Genomic DNA, 17121 nt, shown 5'->3' on the forward strand with positions numbered 1-17121 from the left:
GGCGCTCGATCAGCCGCGCTGTTCGATCGGCACGTAATCGCGCTGCGTCGGGCCGGTGTACAGCTGACGCGGGCGGCCGATCTTCTGCGACGGATCGGCCATCATTTCCTGCCACTGGGCGATCCAGCCCACAGTGCGGGCCAGGGCGAACAGGACGGTGAACATGGTGGTGGGGAAGCCCATGGCCGACAGGGTGATGCCCGAATAGAAGTCGACGTTCGGGAAAAGCTTGCGCGAGGTGAAATATTCGTCGTTCAGGGCGACCTTTTCCAGCTCCTTGGCGACCTGGAACAGGGGGTCGTTTTCGCGGCCCGTGGCGGCCAGAACCTCATAGGCCGACTGCTGCATGACCTTGGCGCGCGGGTCATAGTTCTTATAGACCCGGTGGCCGAAGCCCATCAGCTTGTATTTGCGGTCCTTCACGCCCTGGATGAACTCGGGGATCTTGTCGGGGGTGCCGATCTCCTTGAGCATGTTCAGCGCCTCTTCATTGGCGCCGCCGTGCGACGGGCCCCACAGGCAGGCGATGCCGGCGGCGATACAGGCGAACGGATTGGCGCCCGACGAACCGGCCAGGCGGACGGTCGAGGTCGAGGCGTTCTGCTCGTGGTCGGCGTGCAGGGTGAAGATGCGGTCCATGGCGCGCACCAGGGCCGGATCGACGTGATAGTCCTCGGCCGGGACGGCGAAGCACATCCGCAGGAAGTTTTCGGCGTAGGACAGGTCGTTGCGCGGCGAGATGAAGGGCTGGCCGACATGATATTTGTAGGCGCGGGCCGCGATCGTCGGCATCTTGGCGATCAAACGGATGGCCGAGATGTCGCGCTGGACCGGATCATGGATGTCCAGGCTGTCGTGATAGAAGGCCGACAGGGCGCCGACCGTGCCGACCATGATCGCCATCGGGTGGGCGTCGCGGCGGAAGCCTTCGAAGAAGCGGTCGAACTGGGCGTGCAGCATCGTGTGCATGGTGATGCTGTCTTCGAACTTCTCGTACTGCGCGGCCGTCGGCAGTTCGCCGTGCAGCAGAAGGTGGCAGACCTCGATGAAGTTCGACTGGGCCGCGAGCTGGTCGATCGGATAGCCCCGGTGCAGCAGGACGCCGGCGTCGCCGTCGATATAGGTCAGGCCTGACTCGCAGGAGGCGGTCGAGGTGAAGCCCGGATCGAAGGTGAAAGCGCCCGTTCCGCCGTAGAGCTTGCGGATGTCGATAACGTCCGGACCGGTCGAACCCGACAGAACGGGCAGATCGACGCTCTTGCCCTCGAAGGAGAGCGTGGCGGTTTTGGCTTGGTCAGTCATCAATGCCCCTTTGCATTTGGACGTCCGATCGCGGGGAGGCGCCGGGCGCTCTTAGGTTTGTGGTTGATCACTTAGTCTGTTGCAGCGCATCATCCAAGCGTCCGAGACTTTCGTCGCGCCCAAGAGCGGACAAAGTTCGTGCAATATCAGGTGATGTTGACCCTGCGGTAAGCGCTGCGCGCATCGGCGGGCCGATCTTGCCGAAGCCGACCTGTTCGGCTTCGGCGAAGCTCTTCAGCTCGGCTTCCAGGGCGAAGACGTCCCAGGACTGGAACAAAGCCAGCCGGTCGCGCAGGCGCGCCAGGCGGTCCAGGGTTTCGCCGGACAGCAGGGTGCGGCCCTTGTCGTCAATGTCCAGGGGACGTGTCTTGAGCACGAATTCCGTCTGGTCGGCCAACTCCAGCACGGTCTTGGCGCGGTCCTTCACGAACGGCATGGCGCGCTGAAGCCTGGTCTCGTCGGCTTCGGCCAGAGGCCGGCCGCGGGCGAGGTGGACGTCCAGCGTCAGCTTGGCCAGGCGTTCATCGTCGGCGAGCCGCAGCCAGTGGGCGTTGACGTGGGCCAGCTTGTCGAAGTCCAGCCGCGCCGGCGCCTTGCCGATGCCGGCCAGATCAAACCATTCGATCGCCTGGGCGTCGCTGAACAGTTCGTCGTCGCCGTGACCCCAGCCGAGGCGCGCCAGATAGTTGCGCATGGCCTCGGGCAGATAGCCCATTTCGGCGTATTCGTGGACGGCCTGGGCGCCGTGGCGCTTCGACAGCTTGGCGCCGTCCGGCCCGTGGATCAGCGGGATATGGGCGAAGGTCGGTCGGGTCCAGCCGAGGGCGTCATAGATCAGGCTCTGGCGGGCGGCGTTATTCAGATGGTCATCGCCGCGGATGACGTGGGTCACCCCCATGTCGTGGTCATCGACAACGACCGCGAGATTATAGGTCGGCACCCCGTCCGAGCGCAGCAGGACCAGATCGTCGAGGTCGTCGGTCGACCAGCTGACCGAACCCTGGACCTCGTCCGCGACGGTGACGGTCGCGGACTGGGGGCGACGGAAGCGGACGACGTGCGGCTGGGCCAGGTCGTCGACGGTCGGGGTGCGGTCGCGCCAGGGCGATTCAAAGGTGCGACGCTCGGCCTTGGCGGCGTCGCGCAGACGTCCGGTTTCCTCGGCCGTGGTGAAATCGCGATAGGCGTGGCCGGTCTCCAGCAGTTGATCGACGACTTCGCGATGGCGGTCGGCGCGGCTGAACTGGAACACCGGCTCTTCGTCGGCGAACAGCTCCAGCCAGCTCAGGCCGTCGAAGATGGCCTGGACGGCCTCCTCGGTCGAACGCTCCCGATCGGTGTCCTCGACCCGGATCAGGAAGCGTCCCGCGTGTCTCTTGGCGTACAGCCAGTTGAACAAGGCGGTTCTCGCCCCGCCGATATGCAGATAGCCTGTCGGCGAGGGGGCGAAGCGGGTGACGACAGTCGAAGAAGGCAAGGTCATGGGGGAAGGGTCCGTAAGCGAGGCCCTTATACGCCCCGAGGCGACAAAGCCTACCCCCGGCGCGCGTTTGCGGGTCTGGCTGGCCGACGAGATCAAGGCGCAGGCGCTGAGATGGCGGCTTTGGGCGCCGGTGGCCTTCGGCGGCGGCGCCGCCTGCTATTTCGCCCTGAGGACAGAGCCGAGCCTGTGGCCTCTGGTGATCACGGCGGCGGCGGCTGTCGCGGCATGGCTGGCGGCGCGGCGGCGCGGCTTCAGGCGGCGTCTTACCTGGCCGCTGATGATTCTGGCCTGCCTGACCTGCGGCCTGGCGGCGGCGAAGATTCGCACCGAAAGCGTGGCCGCCCCGATCGCGCCGGCCCTGCCCGAGGGGGTGGTGATCGAGGCCTGGGTCGTCGATGTCGACAGCCCTGGCGAGAACGGCGCGCGGATCGTGGCGGCCCCGGTCTGGATCCGAGGCCTGAGCCCGGAGGAGACGCCGGTTCGGCTGCGGGTCACGGTGAGGGGCGAGCCGCCGAGGGCCGGTGAGGCGATCCGACTGTTCGCCCTTCTCAATCCGCCCCCTGCGCCCGCCAGTCCCGGCGCCTATGATTTCGGTCGCAATGCCTTTTTCGAGGGCCTGGGCGGCGTCGCCTTCGCTCTGGGAGAGACACGGCGGATCGATCTGCCGCCGGCGCCGTGGCGGCTTCGACTGGCCATGGCGGTGAATGGGGCGCGCTATGCCCTGGCGGAGCGGATCGTGACGCGGCTGGGCCGGCGGACCGGCGGGATCGCGGCGGCCATGACCACCAGCCACGAGGCCTGGATCAGCCAGGCCGACATGGATGTGATGCGAGAATCCGGCCTGGCGCACATTTTGTCGGTCTCGGGCCTGCACATGGCCATCGTCGGCGGATTTGTCTTCTTCGCCGTGCGGTTGGGCGTGGCGGCCTGGCCCTGGCTGGCCTTGCGCGTTCCCGGCAAGAAGGTCGCCGCCGCGGCGGGCCTGACGGCTGTGGGGGTTTATCTGGTGATTTCCGGCGCCCCGCCGCCGGCGGAGCGGGCGGCGATTACCGCCTCCATCGCCTTTGCGGCCATCTTGCTGGACCGGCAGGCCGTGACCATGCACGGGCTGGCCGTGGCCGCCTTCGCCGTCCTGGCGATCCAGCCCGAGGCCATCGTGACGCCGGGGTTCCAGATGTCGTTCGCGGCGACGGCGGCCCTGGTGGCCCTGGTCGAAATCTGGCCCAAGCGGACCCGAGAGATCTCGGCGCCCTGGCCCATTGTGGCGGTCCAGAGGTTCGGCGGTTGGCTGACGGCGGCGGTGGCGGCCAGCGTCGTGGCGGGGCTGGCGACGGGACCCTTCGCCATGCAGCATTTCAACCGGACGGCCATGTATGGGCTGCTGGCCAATCTGGCGACGGCGCCGGTGGCGGACTTCGTCCTTATGCCCGCCCTCGCGTTGGGCGCGGCCTTGGAGCCCGTGGGCCTGGGCGGCCCGTTCCTGGCGGTGGCGGGGTGGGGCGTCGATCTGACGCTGGCGATCGGCGGCTGGACGGCCGGCTTGCCGGGCGCGGTGCGGACGGTGGCCAGCGCGCCGGACCCTGTGCTGCCCGTGGCCTTTCTAGGCGTGCTGTTCGTCTGCCTCTGGCAGGGGCGGCTGCGGTGGCTGGGCCTGCCTCTTGCGGCGGCGGTGCTGGTCTGTCCGCGCGCGCCGACGCCGGATGTCTGGATCGGCGAGGGGGGGACCAATGCGGCCTTTCGTCGCCAGAAGGAGGCGATCGTCGTCCGGCCCGGCGTGCGTGAGTTTGCGACGGACCTGTGGTCCCGGCGGCGCGGTCTGATCTTGGCGGACCGTCCCGAGGCCGGCTGGGCCTGCGACCGCGCTTCATGCCGTCCCGAGCTCACTGGGGCGGGGCCGGTCGCCCTGTGGTGGGGCAGGCGGACGCCGGACATGGAGCAGATGGACGCCCTGTGCCTTGCGGCCCCGGTCGTCAGCGTGCGGGCGGTGGTTCACGCCCTGCCGCCCTCATGTGACGGGCGGCTGGTTCTGGACGGGGCGGACTTTGCGCGCGGCGGGGCGGTGGAGCTGTGGCGTAGCGGCGCGGGCGGCTGGCGGGCCGTGTGGACGGCCGATGTCCGGGGCGACCGGCCGTGGGCGCGCCGGCCGAATCCAGCTGTCAGTGATAGCGGCGCATGAGGCCGACCAGCTTGCCCTGGACCTCGACCTGGTCGGGACCGAAGATGCGGGTCTCATAGGCGCGGTTGGCGGGCTCCAGGGCGATGGAGCCGCCCTTGCGGCGCAGGCGTTTCAACGTGGCCTCTTCGCCCTCGACCAGGGCCACGACGATCTCGCCGTTGTTGGCCGTGTCGCCGCGCCGGATCACGACCAAGTCGCCGTTCAGTATGCCGGCCTCGATCATGGAGTCGCCCTCGATCTCGAGGATGTAGTGATCGCCCTTGCCCAGCATGGATTCCGGCACCGGCAGCCGCTCCTGCTCGTGCTGGATGGCGGCGATGGGGGTGCCGGCGGCGATCTTGCCCAGCAGCGGCAGTTCGCGGGTGTCATTGGCGGCTGAGGCTGCAGCGACGGGACGCGCGCCGCCGCCGCCTTCGATGACATCGGGCTTGAACCCGGCCCGGCCGCGCGGGGCGCCGGCTGTAGCCTGTTCAGGCAGTTTGGTCACTTCCAGGGCGCGGGCGCGATGGGCGAGGCGGCGGATGAAGCCGCGCTCCTCCAGCGCCGTAATCAGACGGTGAATGCCCGACTTGGACGCCAGGTCCAGCGCCTCCTTCATCTCGTCGAACGAGGGGGAGACGCCGGTCTCCTGAATCCGTTCGTGGATGAACATCAGCAGTTCGTGCTGTTTGCGCGTGAGCATCGCCGGCCCCTCATGCGCCCGACCGACGAATCGGAACGGGCCGTGAACATTGACGATGTTCTGTAAGTGTTCCTTCCTAATGTCAACTTAACGGCGTCGCTTCACCACGCTCATCACGTTGGATCATAGGGTCAGCAGCGCCCGCGTCGCGGCCTCGACGTCGGCCTGACGCATCAGGCTCTCGCCGACCAGAATGGCCTGGGCGTGGGCGGCGGAGACGCGCGCAACGTCGTCCGGGGTGAAGATGCCGCTCTCGGCGACCAGAAGGGCGCGCACGGGGCTGAGGATCGCCAGGCGTTCCGTCGTTTCCAGATCGACCTCGAACGTCCGCAGCGACCGGTTGTTGATCCCTACCAGATCGCCGCCGAGGGCGCAGGCGCGCGCCATTTCCGCCTCGTCGTGGGTTTCGATCAGGGCGTCCATGCCGAAGCGCTCGGCCTCGGCCAGCAGTTCGGCGGCCAGCCGATCGTCGATCATGGCCAGGATGATCAGGATGCAGTCGGCGCCGAGCGCCCGGCTCTCGGCGACCTGCCAGGGATCGACCAGGAAGTCCTTGCGCAGGCAGGGCAGGGCGGTCGCCGCGCGGGCCTGGCCCAGATAGACGTCGTCGCCCTGGAAACTGGGGCCGTCGGTCAGGACCGAAAGGCAGGACGCGCCGCCGGCCTCATAGGCCTTGGCGAGGGCCGGGGGATCGAAGTCGGGACGGATCAACCCCTTGGACGGACTGGCCTTCTTGATCTCGGCGATCAGGGCGGGGCGGCCGGTGTCCTCGACCGTTCGATTCAGGGCGGCGCGGAAGCCGCGCGGGGCCGAGGCGGCCTGGGCCAGGGTCTCGATCGCGTCCTGAGAGGTCGCGGCCTTGCGGGCGGCGACGTCTTCGCGCTTGTAGGCGGCGATGCGGGCCAGAACGTCGGTCATGGGGTGTCCTCCGTCTCCAGCGGCGTGGAGGTGATGCGGGCCAGACGATCCAGCGCCTGGGCGGCCCGGCCGTCGTCGACGGCGGCGGCGGCGAGGGCGGCGCCTTCCGACAGGTCCGCCGCCCGATCCGCGACCACGAGGGCGGCGGCGGCGTTCAGCAGGACGATGTCGCGGTAAGGGCCGGTCTGGCCCGCCAGCAGGGCGCGAAGGGCGGCGGCGTTCTCCTCGGCGTCGCCGCCGCGGATGGCGTCGATGGAGGCGCGGGGCAGGCCGGCGTCCTCGGGCGTGACCTGGAAGCGGCGGACGGCGCCGTCCCTCCATTCCGCCACTTCGGTCGGGCCGGAGGTGGCCAGTTCGTCCAGACCCTGGCCGTGAACGGTCCAGGCGCGGGTCGCGCCCAGCCGGCCCAGCACCTCGACCAGGGGCTCCAGCAGGCGGGGGTCATAGACGCCCATGACCTGGCGTTTCGCCTGGGCCGGGTTGGACAGGGGGCCCAGCAGATTGAAGACGGTGCGGAAACCGATCTCGGCCCGGACGGGGCCTACATGGCGCATGGCGCCGTGATAGGCGGGGGCGAACAGGAAGCAGATGCCGGCCTCGTCCAGCGCCTTGCGCTGCTGGGCCGGGCTGGCGGCCATGTTGACGCCCAGGATCGACAGGACGTCGGACGAGCCGGATTTCGAGGACATGGCCCGGTTGCCGTGCTTGGCGACCTTCAGGCCGGCGCCGGCCAGGACCAGGGCGGCGGCGGTGGAGATGTTGTAGGTGTGCTGGCCGTCGCCGCCGGTGCCGCAGGTGTCGATCACCTCGTAGGGATGATCCAGCGTCAGGGCGGCCTCGCGCATGGCCTTGGCGAAGGCGGCGATCTCGTCCACCGTCTCGCCCCGAATGCGCAGGGCGGTGACGGCGGCCGCGACCTGGGACGGGGTCGGTTCGCCGCGCAGGCAGGCGGCGAAGAAGTCGTGCGCCTGTTCGGACGTCAGGGGGTGGCCCTCGACCAGTCGGGCGAGGATCGGCTTGAAACCATCGGCCATGGTCAGGCGGCCATGATCAGGCGGCCGCGAGGCGCTTCACGCCGGCGATCTGAAGGAAGTTGGCCAGCATGTCGTGGCCATGTTCTGTGGCGATGGATTCCGGGTGGAACTGCACGCCATGGATCGGGCGGCTGCGGTGCTGGAGCCCCATGATCTCGCCGTCGGCGGTCCAGGCGGTCACCTCGAGACAGTCGGGCAGGGTTTCGCGCTTCACGGCCAGGGAATGATAGCGGGTGGCGGTGAAGGGCGAGGGCAGGCCGGTGAAGACGCTCTTGCCGTCGTGATGGATCGGCGAGGTCTTGCCGTGCATCAGGGTCTTGGCGCGGATCACGTCGCCGCCGAAGGCCTGGCCTATGGCCTGGTGACCCAGGCAGACGCCCAGGATGGGCATGGAGGCCGGCGCGCTCTCGATCAGAGGCAGGCAGACGCCCGCCTGGTCCGGCGCGCAGGGACCGGGGGACAGCAGGACGGCGGCGGGGTTCAGCGCCCAGGCCTCGTCCGCTGTCAGGTCGTCGTTGCGCACCACATGGGTCGGCGCGCCCAACTCCGCGAGGTAGTGGACGAGGTTGTAGGTAAAGCTGTCGTAGTTATCGACGACGAGGATCATGATCAGGCTTCTAGGCGTGACAGGCGTCCGCGCCAAGCATATGCGTCGCTAAAGCGCATCTTAACGGTCATGGGGGCAGGTGGAGGGGTGAAACTCGCTGCCGAACAAGAGATCGCCGACAAGATCGCCGCCGCAAAGGCGAAGCTGGTCGTGGCCGAACCCAAGCCGATCAGCCCCTATGCGGCCCTGGGCGCCGCCGCCCTGGCCGCCACGGCCGCCGTGGTCATGGCCGGTGTCGTGGTGCTGGGGCCGGGCGTCCGATTCGACGAACCCCCGGCGACCTACGCGCCCTAGCGATTGCCGGTGCGGAAACGCCAGGCCTCCTCGGCGGCCCGCATGGGGGCGCGGGCCTTGTGCCGGGTCTCGGCGTATTCGGCGGCCGGATCGCTGTCGGCGACCACGCCGGCGCCGGCCTGGACGAAGATCTGATCATCAGCGAACAGGGCGGTGCGCAGGGTGATGCAGATGTCCGCCTCGCCGCCCGCCGAAATATAGCCGACGCCGCCGCCGTAGCCGACGCCGCGCTTTTCGGCTTCCAGCTCGTCGATGATCTCCATCGCCCGGACCTTGGGCGCGCCCGACAGGGTGCCGGCGGGAAGGGCCGCCAGCAGGGTGTCGACGGCGTCCAGTTTCGGATCGGCCTTGCCGCGCACATTGGAGACGATGTGCATGACCTGGCTGTAGCGTTCGACGACGAAGCTTTCGGTCACCTCGACCGTGCCCGGCGCGGCGACGCGGCCGACGTCGTTGCGGCCCAGGTCCAGCAGCATCAGATGTTCGGCCCGCTCCTTGGGATCGGCCAGCAGTTCGGCCTCCAAAGCCTTGTCCGCCTCGGGCGTGGCGCCGCGCATCCGGGTGCCCGCCAGCGGTCGAATGGTGACCTGGCCGTCCTTCAGCCGGACCAGGATCTCCGGGCTGGACCCGGCCAGCTGGAAGCCTTCGAAGTTCAGATAGAAGAGATAGGGGGACGGGTTCTGGCGACGCAGCGACCGGTAGAAGGCGAAGGGGTCTTCGGTCCAGGGCGCCGAGAAGCGGTGGCTGAGCACGACCTGGAAGATGTCGCCGGCGGCGATATAGTCCTTGGCCCGGGCCACCATCTCGCCGAATCCGGCCTCGTCCACGGGCGAGGCGAAGGTCGGGGCGGGCGTCGGCTGTGGCGCGGCGCGCACCGGCAAGGGCTCGCGCAGGCCCGTCTCGAAAGCGTCCAGCCTGGCGACCGCAGCATCGAAGGCTTGCCGCGCGTCGCCGCCCGTGTCGGGATAGGCGGCGGAGACCAGGATGATCTCCTGGCCGACCGAATCGAAGATCGCCACCAGCGACGGGCGGGTCAGGACTGCATCAGGCAGGTTCAGCGGGTCGGGATTGGGTTCGCCCAGCGGCTCGAGCAGGCGCACCATGTCATAGCCGAAGACGCCGAACAGGCCGGCCGCCATCGGCGGCAGACCCTCGGGCAGGTCGAACTTGGAGGCGGCGATGAGGGCGCGAAGCGACTGAAGCGTCGGCAGCGGCTCGGGAATGAACCGGCCCTCGGCGACGGCCGGACCGCGCGCCAGTTCCGCCGCGTTCGACCGGCAACGCCAGACCACGTCCGGGTCCAGGGTGAGGATCGAATAGCGTCCCTTGACGGCGCCGCCCTCGACCGATTCCAGCAGGCAGGCGTAAGGCCGGTGGAGCCCCAGCTTCAGATAGGCCGAGACCGGGGTCTCCAGGTCGTCGATCACCCGACGCACGATCACCTGGGGCCGGCCGGCCCTGAGGCCGGCGGCGAAGGCGTCGAAATCAGGCTCGCTGTCCGCTTGCGTCATTGCGCCGGAGCGGCGGGCGCGGTCGGTTCGGCCGACAGGCCCAGGGCCTGACGCGCCAGGCCGACGTCATGCTTGGCCTTGGAGCGTTTGGCCGCCGCCGCCATCTCGGTCTGAACCATGGCCTGGACGATCTCCTGGGTGATGCGCGGGCGGGCCTGTTCGGCGAGCGGACCGGCGACCGCTGGATTGGCGGCGTGGATGTCATCGACCCGGCCGATCAGGACGCCGCCCTGTCCCGGTTGGGAGAAGACCTGGCCCTTGGACTGGCCGAACAGACCTTGCAGCACGCCCTGACCGAGGGCCTCCTGGGTGGCCTGATCACGGACGACGCCGGTGCGGACGGTCAGGGGGGCGTTGACGGAACGGGCCACGGCGGCGATGTCCTGGCCTTGGCGCACGCGACCGGCCAGCTCCTCGGCCTTGGCGGCGAGCCGGCGCGAAATCTCACGCTGTTTCCACTGGGCGGCCAGGGGTTCGCGCACCTCGGCCAGGGTGGGCAGGGCGGAGGGACGGATGTCGTTCAGCCGAACCGCGAAATATTGGCCCTGACCGGCGTCCACCACATCGCTTTCGCCGCCCTTGGTCAGGGACCAGGCGGTTTCGAACAGCTGCGGCGGGGCGTTCAGCGGCTGGCCGTTCGGCAGTTTGCCGTCCTGGGTGAAGGGGGGCAGGTCGACGATCCGCGCCCCGGCTTCACGCGCGGCGTCGGTCAGGCTCTTGCCGGCGGTGCGGGCGGCTTCGTACTTTTCGACCTTGGCGTAGGTCTGGCCCTTGATGTCCTCGGCGCGCAGTTCCTGAAGGATTTGCTCGCGCGAACCCTCCAGGCTGGCGGGCTGACCGGGCTGGACCGCCGTCAGCTTGGCGACGGCGAAGCCCACGCCCGCCTGGACCGGGTCCGACACCTGGCCGGGCTGAAGGCCGAACACGGCCGCTGCCGTGGCGGCGTCGCCGATGGCGGAGCGCGGCGTGGCGTCGAACTGGGCCGGCTGGATGCTGTTGGCGCGGCCGACGTCTGCGGGCGACTGACCGGCGCGCAGGGCGGCGGCGATCTTCTGGGCCGCGTCGCGGCTGGGCGCCGTCAGGGTGACGAAGGTGCGGGTCTCGGGCTTGCCCAGGCTGTCCTTCTTGAATTCGAACCGCTCGCGGATCCGCTCTTCCGACACGGCCGGGGCGGCGCCGGGCTCCGGCGAGAACAGGACGACGGAGGCCATGCGGAACTCCGGCGCGCGCAGCCGGGCGGCGTTCTCCTGGATGAAGGCGTTCAACTGGGCGTCGGTCGGGGCGGGGATGTCTCCGGCCATCGCGGGGGTGATTTCGAACCAGCGGCCGTCGCGGCTCTCGAAGGCGGCGCCGGCCAACAGGGCGCCGTAGATCCGGGGCGCACGGGCGCCGGCGAAGACGGCGGCGTTGAAATGTTCGGTCGCATATTGGTCGCGCAGGTCCTGTTCCAGCATGGCGGGAGTCAGGTTCTGCTGGGCCAGGGCGCTCTCATAGGCCTTCTGGTCGAACTGGCCCGTGACCGAGTTGAAGAAGGCCGGGATCTGGCGGATCTGTTTGACGATCAACTCCTTGCCGGGGCGGATGCCCGCCTTCCACGCCCAGTTCAGGAAGCCCAGCTGTTCGGTCTGGCTTTCCAGAAAGCGGACATGGATGTTTTCGGCGATCAGATCCTCGTTCGTCACCGGACGACCGGCCTGCTGCTGAATGTTCTCGCGCACCCGTCCGAAGGCGGCGCTGAACTCGGCCTCGTTCATCGAACGGTCGCCGGCGTCGATGACGTGTTTCGGTCCCAGGTTGGCGAAGACGTCCATGCGCGCGCCCACGATCACAAAGCTGATCGCGATCAGGACGAGCAGGCCGGCGGCCCATTTTGAGCGCGAGAAGGCGCGGAAGGCGGTGATCATTCGTGGACCCGGAGACTTGCCGACGATGGCTTCGCTTCGGCGTATAGTCGGCTGGGGCGGGCCGCCGCAAGAACGGCTTGATGTCCAGATTGGGGCACCCCTCTTGGCGCGGAGGTTTTCGCCCCCTAGACAGGCGTGATGAAACAATCCGTGAAGTTGATCGTCGGCAATTGGAAGATGCACGGTCTGGCGGCCGCCCTGTCCGAAGCCGAGGGGTTGAAGACCGCCCTGTCCGCCGCACCGACCCAGGCCCGCGTGGCCCTGTGCCCGCCCGCCACCCTGGTCCATCAGATGAGCGCGGTTCTGAGCGGAAGCGCGATCGAGACCGGGGGGCAGGACTGTCATGACAAGCCGTCGGGCGCCTTCACCGGCTCGATCTCGGCGGAGATGCTGGCGGATGCGGGGGCCGGGCTGGTGATCCTGGGCCATTCCGAACGCCGCGCCGCCTTTGGAGAGACCGACGCCCAGGTGGCGGACAAGGTTCAGGCCGCCGTTGCGGCGGGACTGGAGCCCATCGTCTGCGTCGGCGAGACGCTGGAACAGAGACAGGCTGGCCAAGCCGTCGCGGTCGTCAGCGCCCAGGTGGCGGGATCTCTGCCCGACGGACTGGCGGAGCGGACGTTTGCGGTGGCCTATGAGCCGGTCTGGGCGATCGGCAGCGGCCTGACCCCGAGCCTCGAACAGATCGCCGAGGTCCATGCGGCGATCCGCAGCGCCCTGGTCGACCGGCTGGGCGAGGCGGCGCGTCGGGCGCCGATCCTGTACGGCGGCTCGGTCAAGCCGGACAATGCGGCCGGTATTCTGGCGACGGCGGAGGTCGGCGGGGCCCTGGTCGGGGGGGCGTCGCTGAAGGCCGAGGACTTTCTTCCGATCATCCGCGCGGCCTGAATGACGCGGCCGGGCGGTCGGGCGCGGCTATAGGTTTGCCCCTTGGCGGCATCGGTGATAGAGGCCGCCGCTTGATCGGCGCAGCTCCGCGCCCACATGAATGACGCCATGCTCCAGACCATCCTGCTCGTCGCCATCATCCTGGTCGCCGTCTCCTTGACGGGCGTCGTTCTGCTGCAACGCTCGGAAGGCGGCGCCCTGGGCATGGGCGGCGGACCCTCGGGCTTCATGACCGCGCGCGGCGCGGGCAATCTGCTGACCAAGGTGACCTGGGTTCTGGCCGCCCTGCTGTTCGGCCTGACCATCATCCTGACCGTGGTCGGCAATATGGACCGCGCCTCCACCTCGGTGATCGACGCCGACGCCGTGGGTTCCCTGGCCACCACGCCCCGGCCCCAGCAACAACAGCCCGCCCAAGCCCAGCCGGCCGCCCCCGCCCAACCGTCGGCCCCGTCGCTGGACGATCTGGAAGCCAGCCTGCCGTCGGCGGCGCCGGCCCAGCCGCCTGCCTCGACTCCGGCCCAGTAGGGCCGCCGCCGACCCAGAGTTCCGAAAGCGCGCCGCAGGGCGCGCTTTCTTCTTTTGATCAACAGTTCGATTCGCAGGCGACATGCGCCGTTTGCGAATCATGGAGTAAGGTGTTCGCCCATGGCTCGCTATGTGTTCATCACCGGCGGCGTGGTTTCCTCACTGGGAAAAGGCCTCGCCTCCGCCGCTCTCGGCGCTCTTCTGCAGGCGCGCGGCTATAAGGTCCGCCTGCGCAAGCTCGACCCCTATCTGAACGTCGATCCGGGGACGATGAGCCCCTATCAGCACGGCGAGGTCTTCGTGACCGACGACGGCGCCGAGACCGATCTGGACCTGGGCCACTATGAGCGGTTCACCGGCGTGTCGGCGGCCAAGTCCGACAACATCACCACCGGCCGGATCTACTCGACCATTCTGGAGAAGGAGCGGCGGGGCGACTATCTGGGCGCCACCGTCCAGGTCATTCCCCACGTCACCGACCAGATCAAATCCTTCTGCCTGACCCCGGCCCTGACGGATGCGGGCGAGGACGTCGACTTCGTCCTGGTCGAGATCGGCGGCACGGTCGGCGACATCGAGGGCCTGCCCTTCTTCGAAGCCATCCGCCAGCTGGGCCAGGACCTGCCGCGCGGCAAGAGCTGTTTCGTCCACCTGACCCTCTTGCCCTTCATCAAGACGGCCGGGGAGATGAAGACCAAGCCGACGCAGCATTCGGTCAAGGAGCTGCGATCCATCGGCATCCAGCCCGACATCCTGCTGTGCCGCTGCGAACAGCCGATCCCGGCCGAGGAGAAGCGCAAGATCGGCCAGTTCTGCAACGTCCGCGAAAGCGGCGTGATCCAGGCGATGGACTCGGCCGACATCTACGCCGTGCCGCTGGACTATCACCGCGAGGGGCTGGACAAGGAGGTCCTGGCCCATTTCGGCATCGAGGACGCGCCTGAGCCCGATCTGACGCGCTGGCGGGAGATCGCACGGCGCCGGCTGCAGCCCGACGGCGAGGTCACCATCGCCGTGGTCGGCAAGTACACTGTGCTGAAGGACGCCTATAAGTCCCTGATCGAGGCCCTGCACCACGGCGGGGTCGCGAACAACGTCAAGGTCAATATCGACTGGGTCGAGGCCGACACCTTCGAAGGCGATCCTGAGGCCTGCGAGGAGCGGCTTCAGGGCGCCCATGCGGTTCTGGTGCCCGGCGGCTTCGGCGAGCGTGGGTCGGAAGGCAAGATCGAGGCGGCGCGGTTCGCCCGCGAACGCAATATCCCCTATTTCGGCATCTGTTTCGGCATGCAGATGGCGGTGATCGAGGCGGCGCGGAACCTGGCCGGTTTTCCCAAGGCCTCCTCGACGGAGTTCGGCCCTACGACCGAGCCGGTCGTGGGTCTGATGACCGAATGGACCCAGGGCAATCAGCGCGTCCTGCGTCAGCAGGGCGGCGACCTGGGCGGCACCATGCGGCTGGGCGCCTATGAATCGACCCTGGCCGAAGGCTCCCGCATCGCCGAAATCTATGGGACCACGACCATCAGCGAACGGCACCGCCACCGCTACGAGGTCAACATCAACTATCGCGAGGCGATCGAGGCCAAGGCCGGTCTGGTCTTCGCCGGTCTGTCGCCCGACGGCGTCCTGCCCGAGACGGTGGAGCGGCCGGACCATCCCTGGTTCATCGGCGTCCAATATCACCCGGAGCTGAAGAGCCGCCCCTTCGCGCCGCATCCGCTGTTCGCCAGCTTCATTGCGGCGGCGGTGGTGCAGAGCCGGTTGGTGTGAGAACGACGCTCACGGACCTGCGATTCCGGTTGGCGTCCTTTTTGCGATAAAATGCCTGGAACGGATCGAATTAGGACGATCCGACAGGATGGACCGTCGATGATCGGCGCCTTGCTCTATTACCTGCACCGGCATGTCCGCCTGGTGCTCATTGTCGCCGGCCTTGGGCTCATGTTCGGCGTCGGCGTGATCGGCTATGAGGTCGTTCGCGGCCTGGCGGCGGCGTCGGCCCACCCGGCGCAAACCGGGCGGGCCTGAGCCGTCAGTCGATCTTCAGCCGCATGAAGACCATGCCGCCGTCCGGATCGCCGCCGTAGATCGGCTCCAGCGCGTCCGGCACGCGGTTCATCGCATAGAGGGCGCCGAGGCCGAAGCGGACGCGCGGGGCGATCCGCCAGTCGCGGACGGCGCCCACAGACGCCTTGCCCACCGTGTAGAGCGGGCCGTGGCCGCCGTGATCGCCGGGGACCAGTTCGTCGGTCTCGATCCGTTCGGCCCGGGCGAAGACGGTCCAGCGGTCGTTCGGATGGAGGGCGGATTCCAGCAGCCAGCCGTCCTTGGATTCATCGTGACTGTTGGTCTTGCGGCCCCAGGCCAGGGTCGAGGACCACCAGCCGGTCTCGCCCAGGCGGCGGGTGTGGAGGACGCTGGCCGACCATTTGGTCTCGTCCTCGTCAGGCTCGAGCTGTTCCGGGGCCGAGACATCGGCGTAGGAGGCCTGGAGGGCCCAGTCGGACGACGGGTTCCAGGAGGCTCGCACCGACCAGCTGTCCAGTTTCGGCTCATCTATGCCCCAGCGTTCCTCGTCCGGCTCGCGCCCCTTGAAGGCCGAGGTCTCGATCTTGAACCGGTCGTGGGCCCAGCCCAGGGTCGTCACGCCGAAGACGATATGGGTCGAGTCCAGCCAGTGGTGGGTGATGGGCGCCTCGGGACTGTCCATGGCGCTCATCCGGTGCATGAAGGCGGGCGGGCCGAAGGCGGGCTCGCCGGGCAGGCCGATGTAGCCGTAGAGGCTGTCCTTTTCGGACAGGCGTTTCGAATAGCTGGCCGACAGCTCCATGAAGAAGTCGTGCGGATGCTGGCGGTCCACCAGGGGATCGACGCCGTTCGCCGTTTCGCCGGCGGCCAGCAGCAGCGGATAGCCGGACTTGCCCATCAGGGGGTCGGGGCTGAGCATGGCGCGCAGGTTCAGGGTCGAACCGTCGTCGAAGTCACGGCGAGCCGTCGTCATCAACATGCCCGAGGCGAAGGTCTTGTCGCCGCCGCGGGGGCCGGACTGGGTGTCGTAGGTCAGGTTCAGCAGGGCGTGGGTCATCACCGTCCAGTCGCCCCGGACGGTGTGGATCCCGGCGTGTTCGCCGGAATCGGGTTGCCAGCTCGTGCCTGAGGCGTCGCGGTTCATGGGCCAGGGGCCGTAGGGGCTGGTCATGGCGTGGGCCATGTCGGCCCTGTCGTGGCCGGCGTGAGGATCAGCGGCCGGCTCCGCCTGGTGGTGAGAATGGTCCTGCGCCGTCGCCACTTGAGCGAGGGCTAGCAGGGAGACGCCGGCGAGGGCGCCGACGAGCGTATGGGGAGCCATGATGGCCTCCTTGAAGGATCGACTGAAGGCGCCGCGAAGCGCGCGAGGGTTCAGGCGATCAGGAGGCGGGGCGGGCCGGGCTCGGGCGAGGGCCGACAGCCTGACGGGAGGGCCGGCGAAACGGCGGTCAGACGAAGCGGCGCCGCAGCCGTCTGAGGACGGGCGGCGGGCGGAAGGGTCGGCGCCGCGACGCAGGCGACGCAGCAGGCCATGGCCTTCATGACCTTATCGGGTGCCTTATCGGGCGCCTTGCCGGACGGATCCGGGGTCGCTTGGCCCATCTCATGGCAGGGCGTCTCGGCCATGGCCGGGCTGGCCGAGACGCCGAGGGCGCCCAGGGTCAGCACCGCAAGGGCGCCGATCAGCAGCAGAAGGGACGAGACGATCTTCACGACGCCAAGGATAGGCGTTGCACTCCCCCGTCGCAATGGATCGCCCGCGT

General features: G+C 68.7%; 16 protein-coding genes. 6 read left to right on the forward strand and 10 right to left on the reverse strand.

The window, feature by feature from the left end; all coding sequences use genetic code 11:
• Positions 1 to 9: 9 nt before the first annotated feature.
• Together gltA and gltX are read right to left on the reverse strand one after the other, a co-directional pair.
• A complete protein-coding gene (gene gltA / locus ACZ5M6_RS09965; protein ID WP_054765568.1) occupies positions 10 to 1302 on the reverse strand; it encodes a citrate synthase in 1293 nt (430 codons plus the stop codon).
• Between the two features lie 67 nt (positions 1303 to 1369).
• Complete coding sequence (gene gltX / locus ACZ5M6_RS09970; RefSeq protein ID WP_464158401.1) at positions 1370 to 2785, reverse strand: glutamate--tRNA ligase; 1416 nt, start codon at positions 2783 to 2785, stop codon at positions 1370 to 1372.
• Between gltX and ACZ5M6_RS09975 the strand changes: the two genes are divergently transcribed.
• A complete protein-coding gene (locus ACZ5M6_RS09975; protein WP_464160116.1) occupies positions 2784 to 4961 on the forward strand; it encodes a ComEC/Rec2 family competence protein in 2178 nt (725 codons plus the stop codon). The two genes, gltX and ACZ5M6_RS09975, sit on opposite strands and share 2 nt — an antisense overlap.
• On the opposite strand, the gene lexA is transcribed toward ACZ5M6_RS09975, so the two are convergent.
• From lexA to ACZ5M6_RS09995, 4 genes are all read right to left on the reverse strand, one after another.
• The gene (gene lexA, locus ACZ5M6_RS09980) at positions 4942 to 5643 is read right to left on the reverse strand and encodes a transcriptional repressor LexA (protein ID WP_152950098.1); all 702 of its coding nucleotides are present in this window, start codon (positions 5641 to 5643) and stop codon (positions 4942 to 4944) included. The two genes, ACZ5M6_RS09975 and lexA, sit on opposite strands and share 20 nt — an antisense overlap.
• Positions 5644 to 5766: 123 nt before the next feature.
• Positions 5767 to 6561, reverse strand: coding sequence for an indole-3-glycerol phosphate synthase TrpC (gene trpC / locus ACZ5M6_RS09985; RefSeq protein WP_464158403.1), 795 nt, complete (start codon positions 6559 to 6561; stop codon positions 5767 to 5769).
• Positions 6558 to 7595 carry an anthranilate phosphoribosyltransferase gene (gene trpD, locus ACZ5M6_RS09990; protein ID WP_464158405.1) on the reverse strand — a complete coding sequence of 346 codons (1038 nt, stop codon included), beginning with the start codon at positions 7593 to 7595 and terminating at the stop codon, positions 6558 to 6560. Before trpD ends, trpC begins: the two co-directional genes overlap by 4 nt.
• A 16-nt stretch (positions 7596 to 7611) precedes the next feature.
• Positions 7612 to 8202 (reverse strand): anthranilate synthase component II, encoded by a 591-nt coding sequence (locus tag ACZ5M6_RS09995; RefSeq protein ID WP_464158407.1) that lies wholly within the window; start codon positions 8200 to 8202, stop codon positions 7612 to 7614.
• A gap of 87 nt (positions 8203 to 8289) precedes the next feature.
• Between ACZ5M6_RS09995 and ACZ5M6_RS10000 the strand changes: the two genes are divergently transcribed.
• On the forward strand, positions 8290 to 8496 hold the full coding sequence (locus tag ACZ5M6_RS10000) for a hypothetical protein (protein WP_054765574.1): 207 nt from the start codon (positions 8290 to 8292) through the stop codon (positions 8494 to 8496).
• On the opposite strand, the gene trpE is transcribed toward ACZ5M6_RS10000, so the two are convergent.
• On the reverse strand, positions 8493 to 10007 hold the full coding sequence (gene trpE, locus ACZ5M6_RS10005; RefSeq protein ID WP_464158409.1) for an anthranilate synthase component I: 1515 nt from the start codon (positions 10005 to 10007) through the stop codon (positions 8493 to 8495). The two genes, ACZ5M6_RS10000 and trpE, sit on opposite strands and share 4 nt — an antisense overlap.
• A complete protein-coding gene (locus ACZ5M6_RS10010; protein ID WP_464158411.1) occupies positions 10004 to 11911 on the reverse strand; it encodes a peptidylprolyl isomerase in 1908 nt (635 codons plus the stop codon). The genes trpE and ACZ5M6_RS10010 overlap by 4 nt, the downstream gene beginning before the upstream one ends.
• A gap of 138 nt (positions 11912 to 12049) precedes the next feature.
• Between ACZ5M6_RS10010 and tpiA the strand changes: the two genes are divergently transcribed.
• The 4 genes from tpiA to ACZ5M6_RS10030 all read left to right on the forward strand — a co-directional run bounded on the left by tpiA (position 12050) and on the right by ACZ5M6_RS10030 (position 15358).
• Positions 12050 to 12799: a triose-phosphate isomerase gene (tpiA, locus tag ACZ5M6_RS10015; RefSeq protein WP_336966927.1), complete on the forward strand. Its 750-nt coding sequence runs from the start codon at positions 12050 to 12052 to the stop codon at positions 12797 to 12799.
• Positions 12800 to 12907: 108 nt separating this feature from the next.
• Positions 12908 to 13327, forward strand: a complete 420-nt coding sequence (gene secG / locus ACZ5M6_RS10020; RefSeq protein ID WP_336966928.1) for a preprotein translocase subunit SecG — start codon at positions 12908 to 12910, stop codon at positions 13325 to 13327.
• 120 nt (positions 13328 to 13447) lie between these two features.
• The gene (locus ACZ5M6_RS10025; RefSeq protein ID WP_152950112.1) at positions 13448 to 15100 is read left to right on the forward strand and encodes a CTP synthase; all 1653 of its coding nucleotides are present in this window, start codon (positions 13448 to 13450) and stop codon (positions 15098 to 15100) included.
• Between the two features lie 99 nt (positions 15101 to 15199).
• A complete protein-coding gene (locus tag ACZ5M6_RS10030; RefSeq protein WP_183215693.1) occupies positions 15200 to 15358 on the forward strand; it encodes a hypothetical protein in 159 nt (52 codons plus the stop codon).
• A gap of 4 nt (positions 15359 to 15362) precedes the next feature.
• On the opposite strand, the gene ACZ5M6_RS10035 is transcribed toward ACZ5M6_RS10030, so the two are convergent.
• Both ACZ5M6_RS10035 and ACZ5M6_RS10040 read right to left on the reverse strand, forming a co-directional pair.
• Complete coding sequence (locus ACZ5M6_RS10035) at positions 15363 to 16679, reverse strand: hypothetical protein (protein WP_336966929.1); 1317 nt, start codon at positions 16677 to 16679, stop codon at positions 15363 to 15365.
• 50 nt (positions 16680 to 16729) lie between these two features.
• Complete coding sequence (locus ACZ5M6_RS10040) at positions 16730 to 17071, reverse strand: hypothetical protein (RefSeq protein ID WP_336966930.1); 342 nt, start codon at positions 17069 to 17071, stop codon at positions 16730 to 16732.
• Positions 17072 to 17121: the final 50 nt, after the last annotated feature.

The organism is Brevundimonas sp. Br13 (assembly GCF_055391505.1).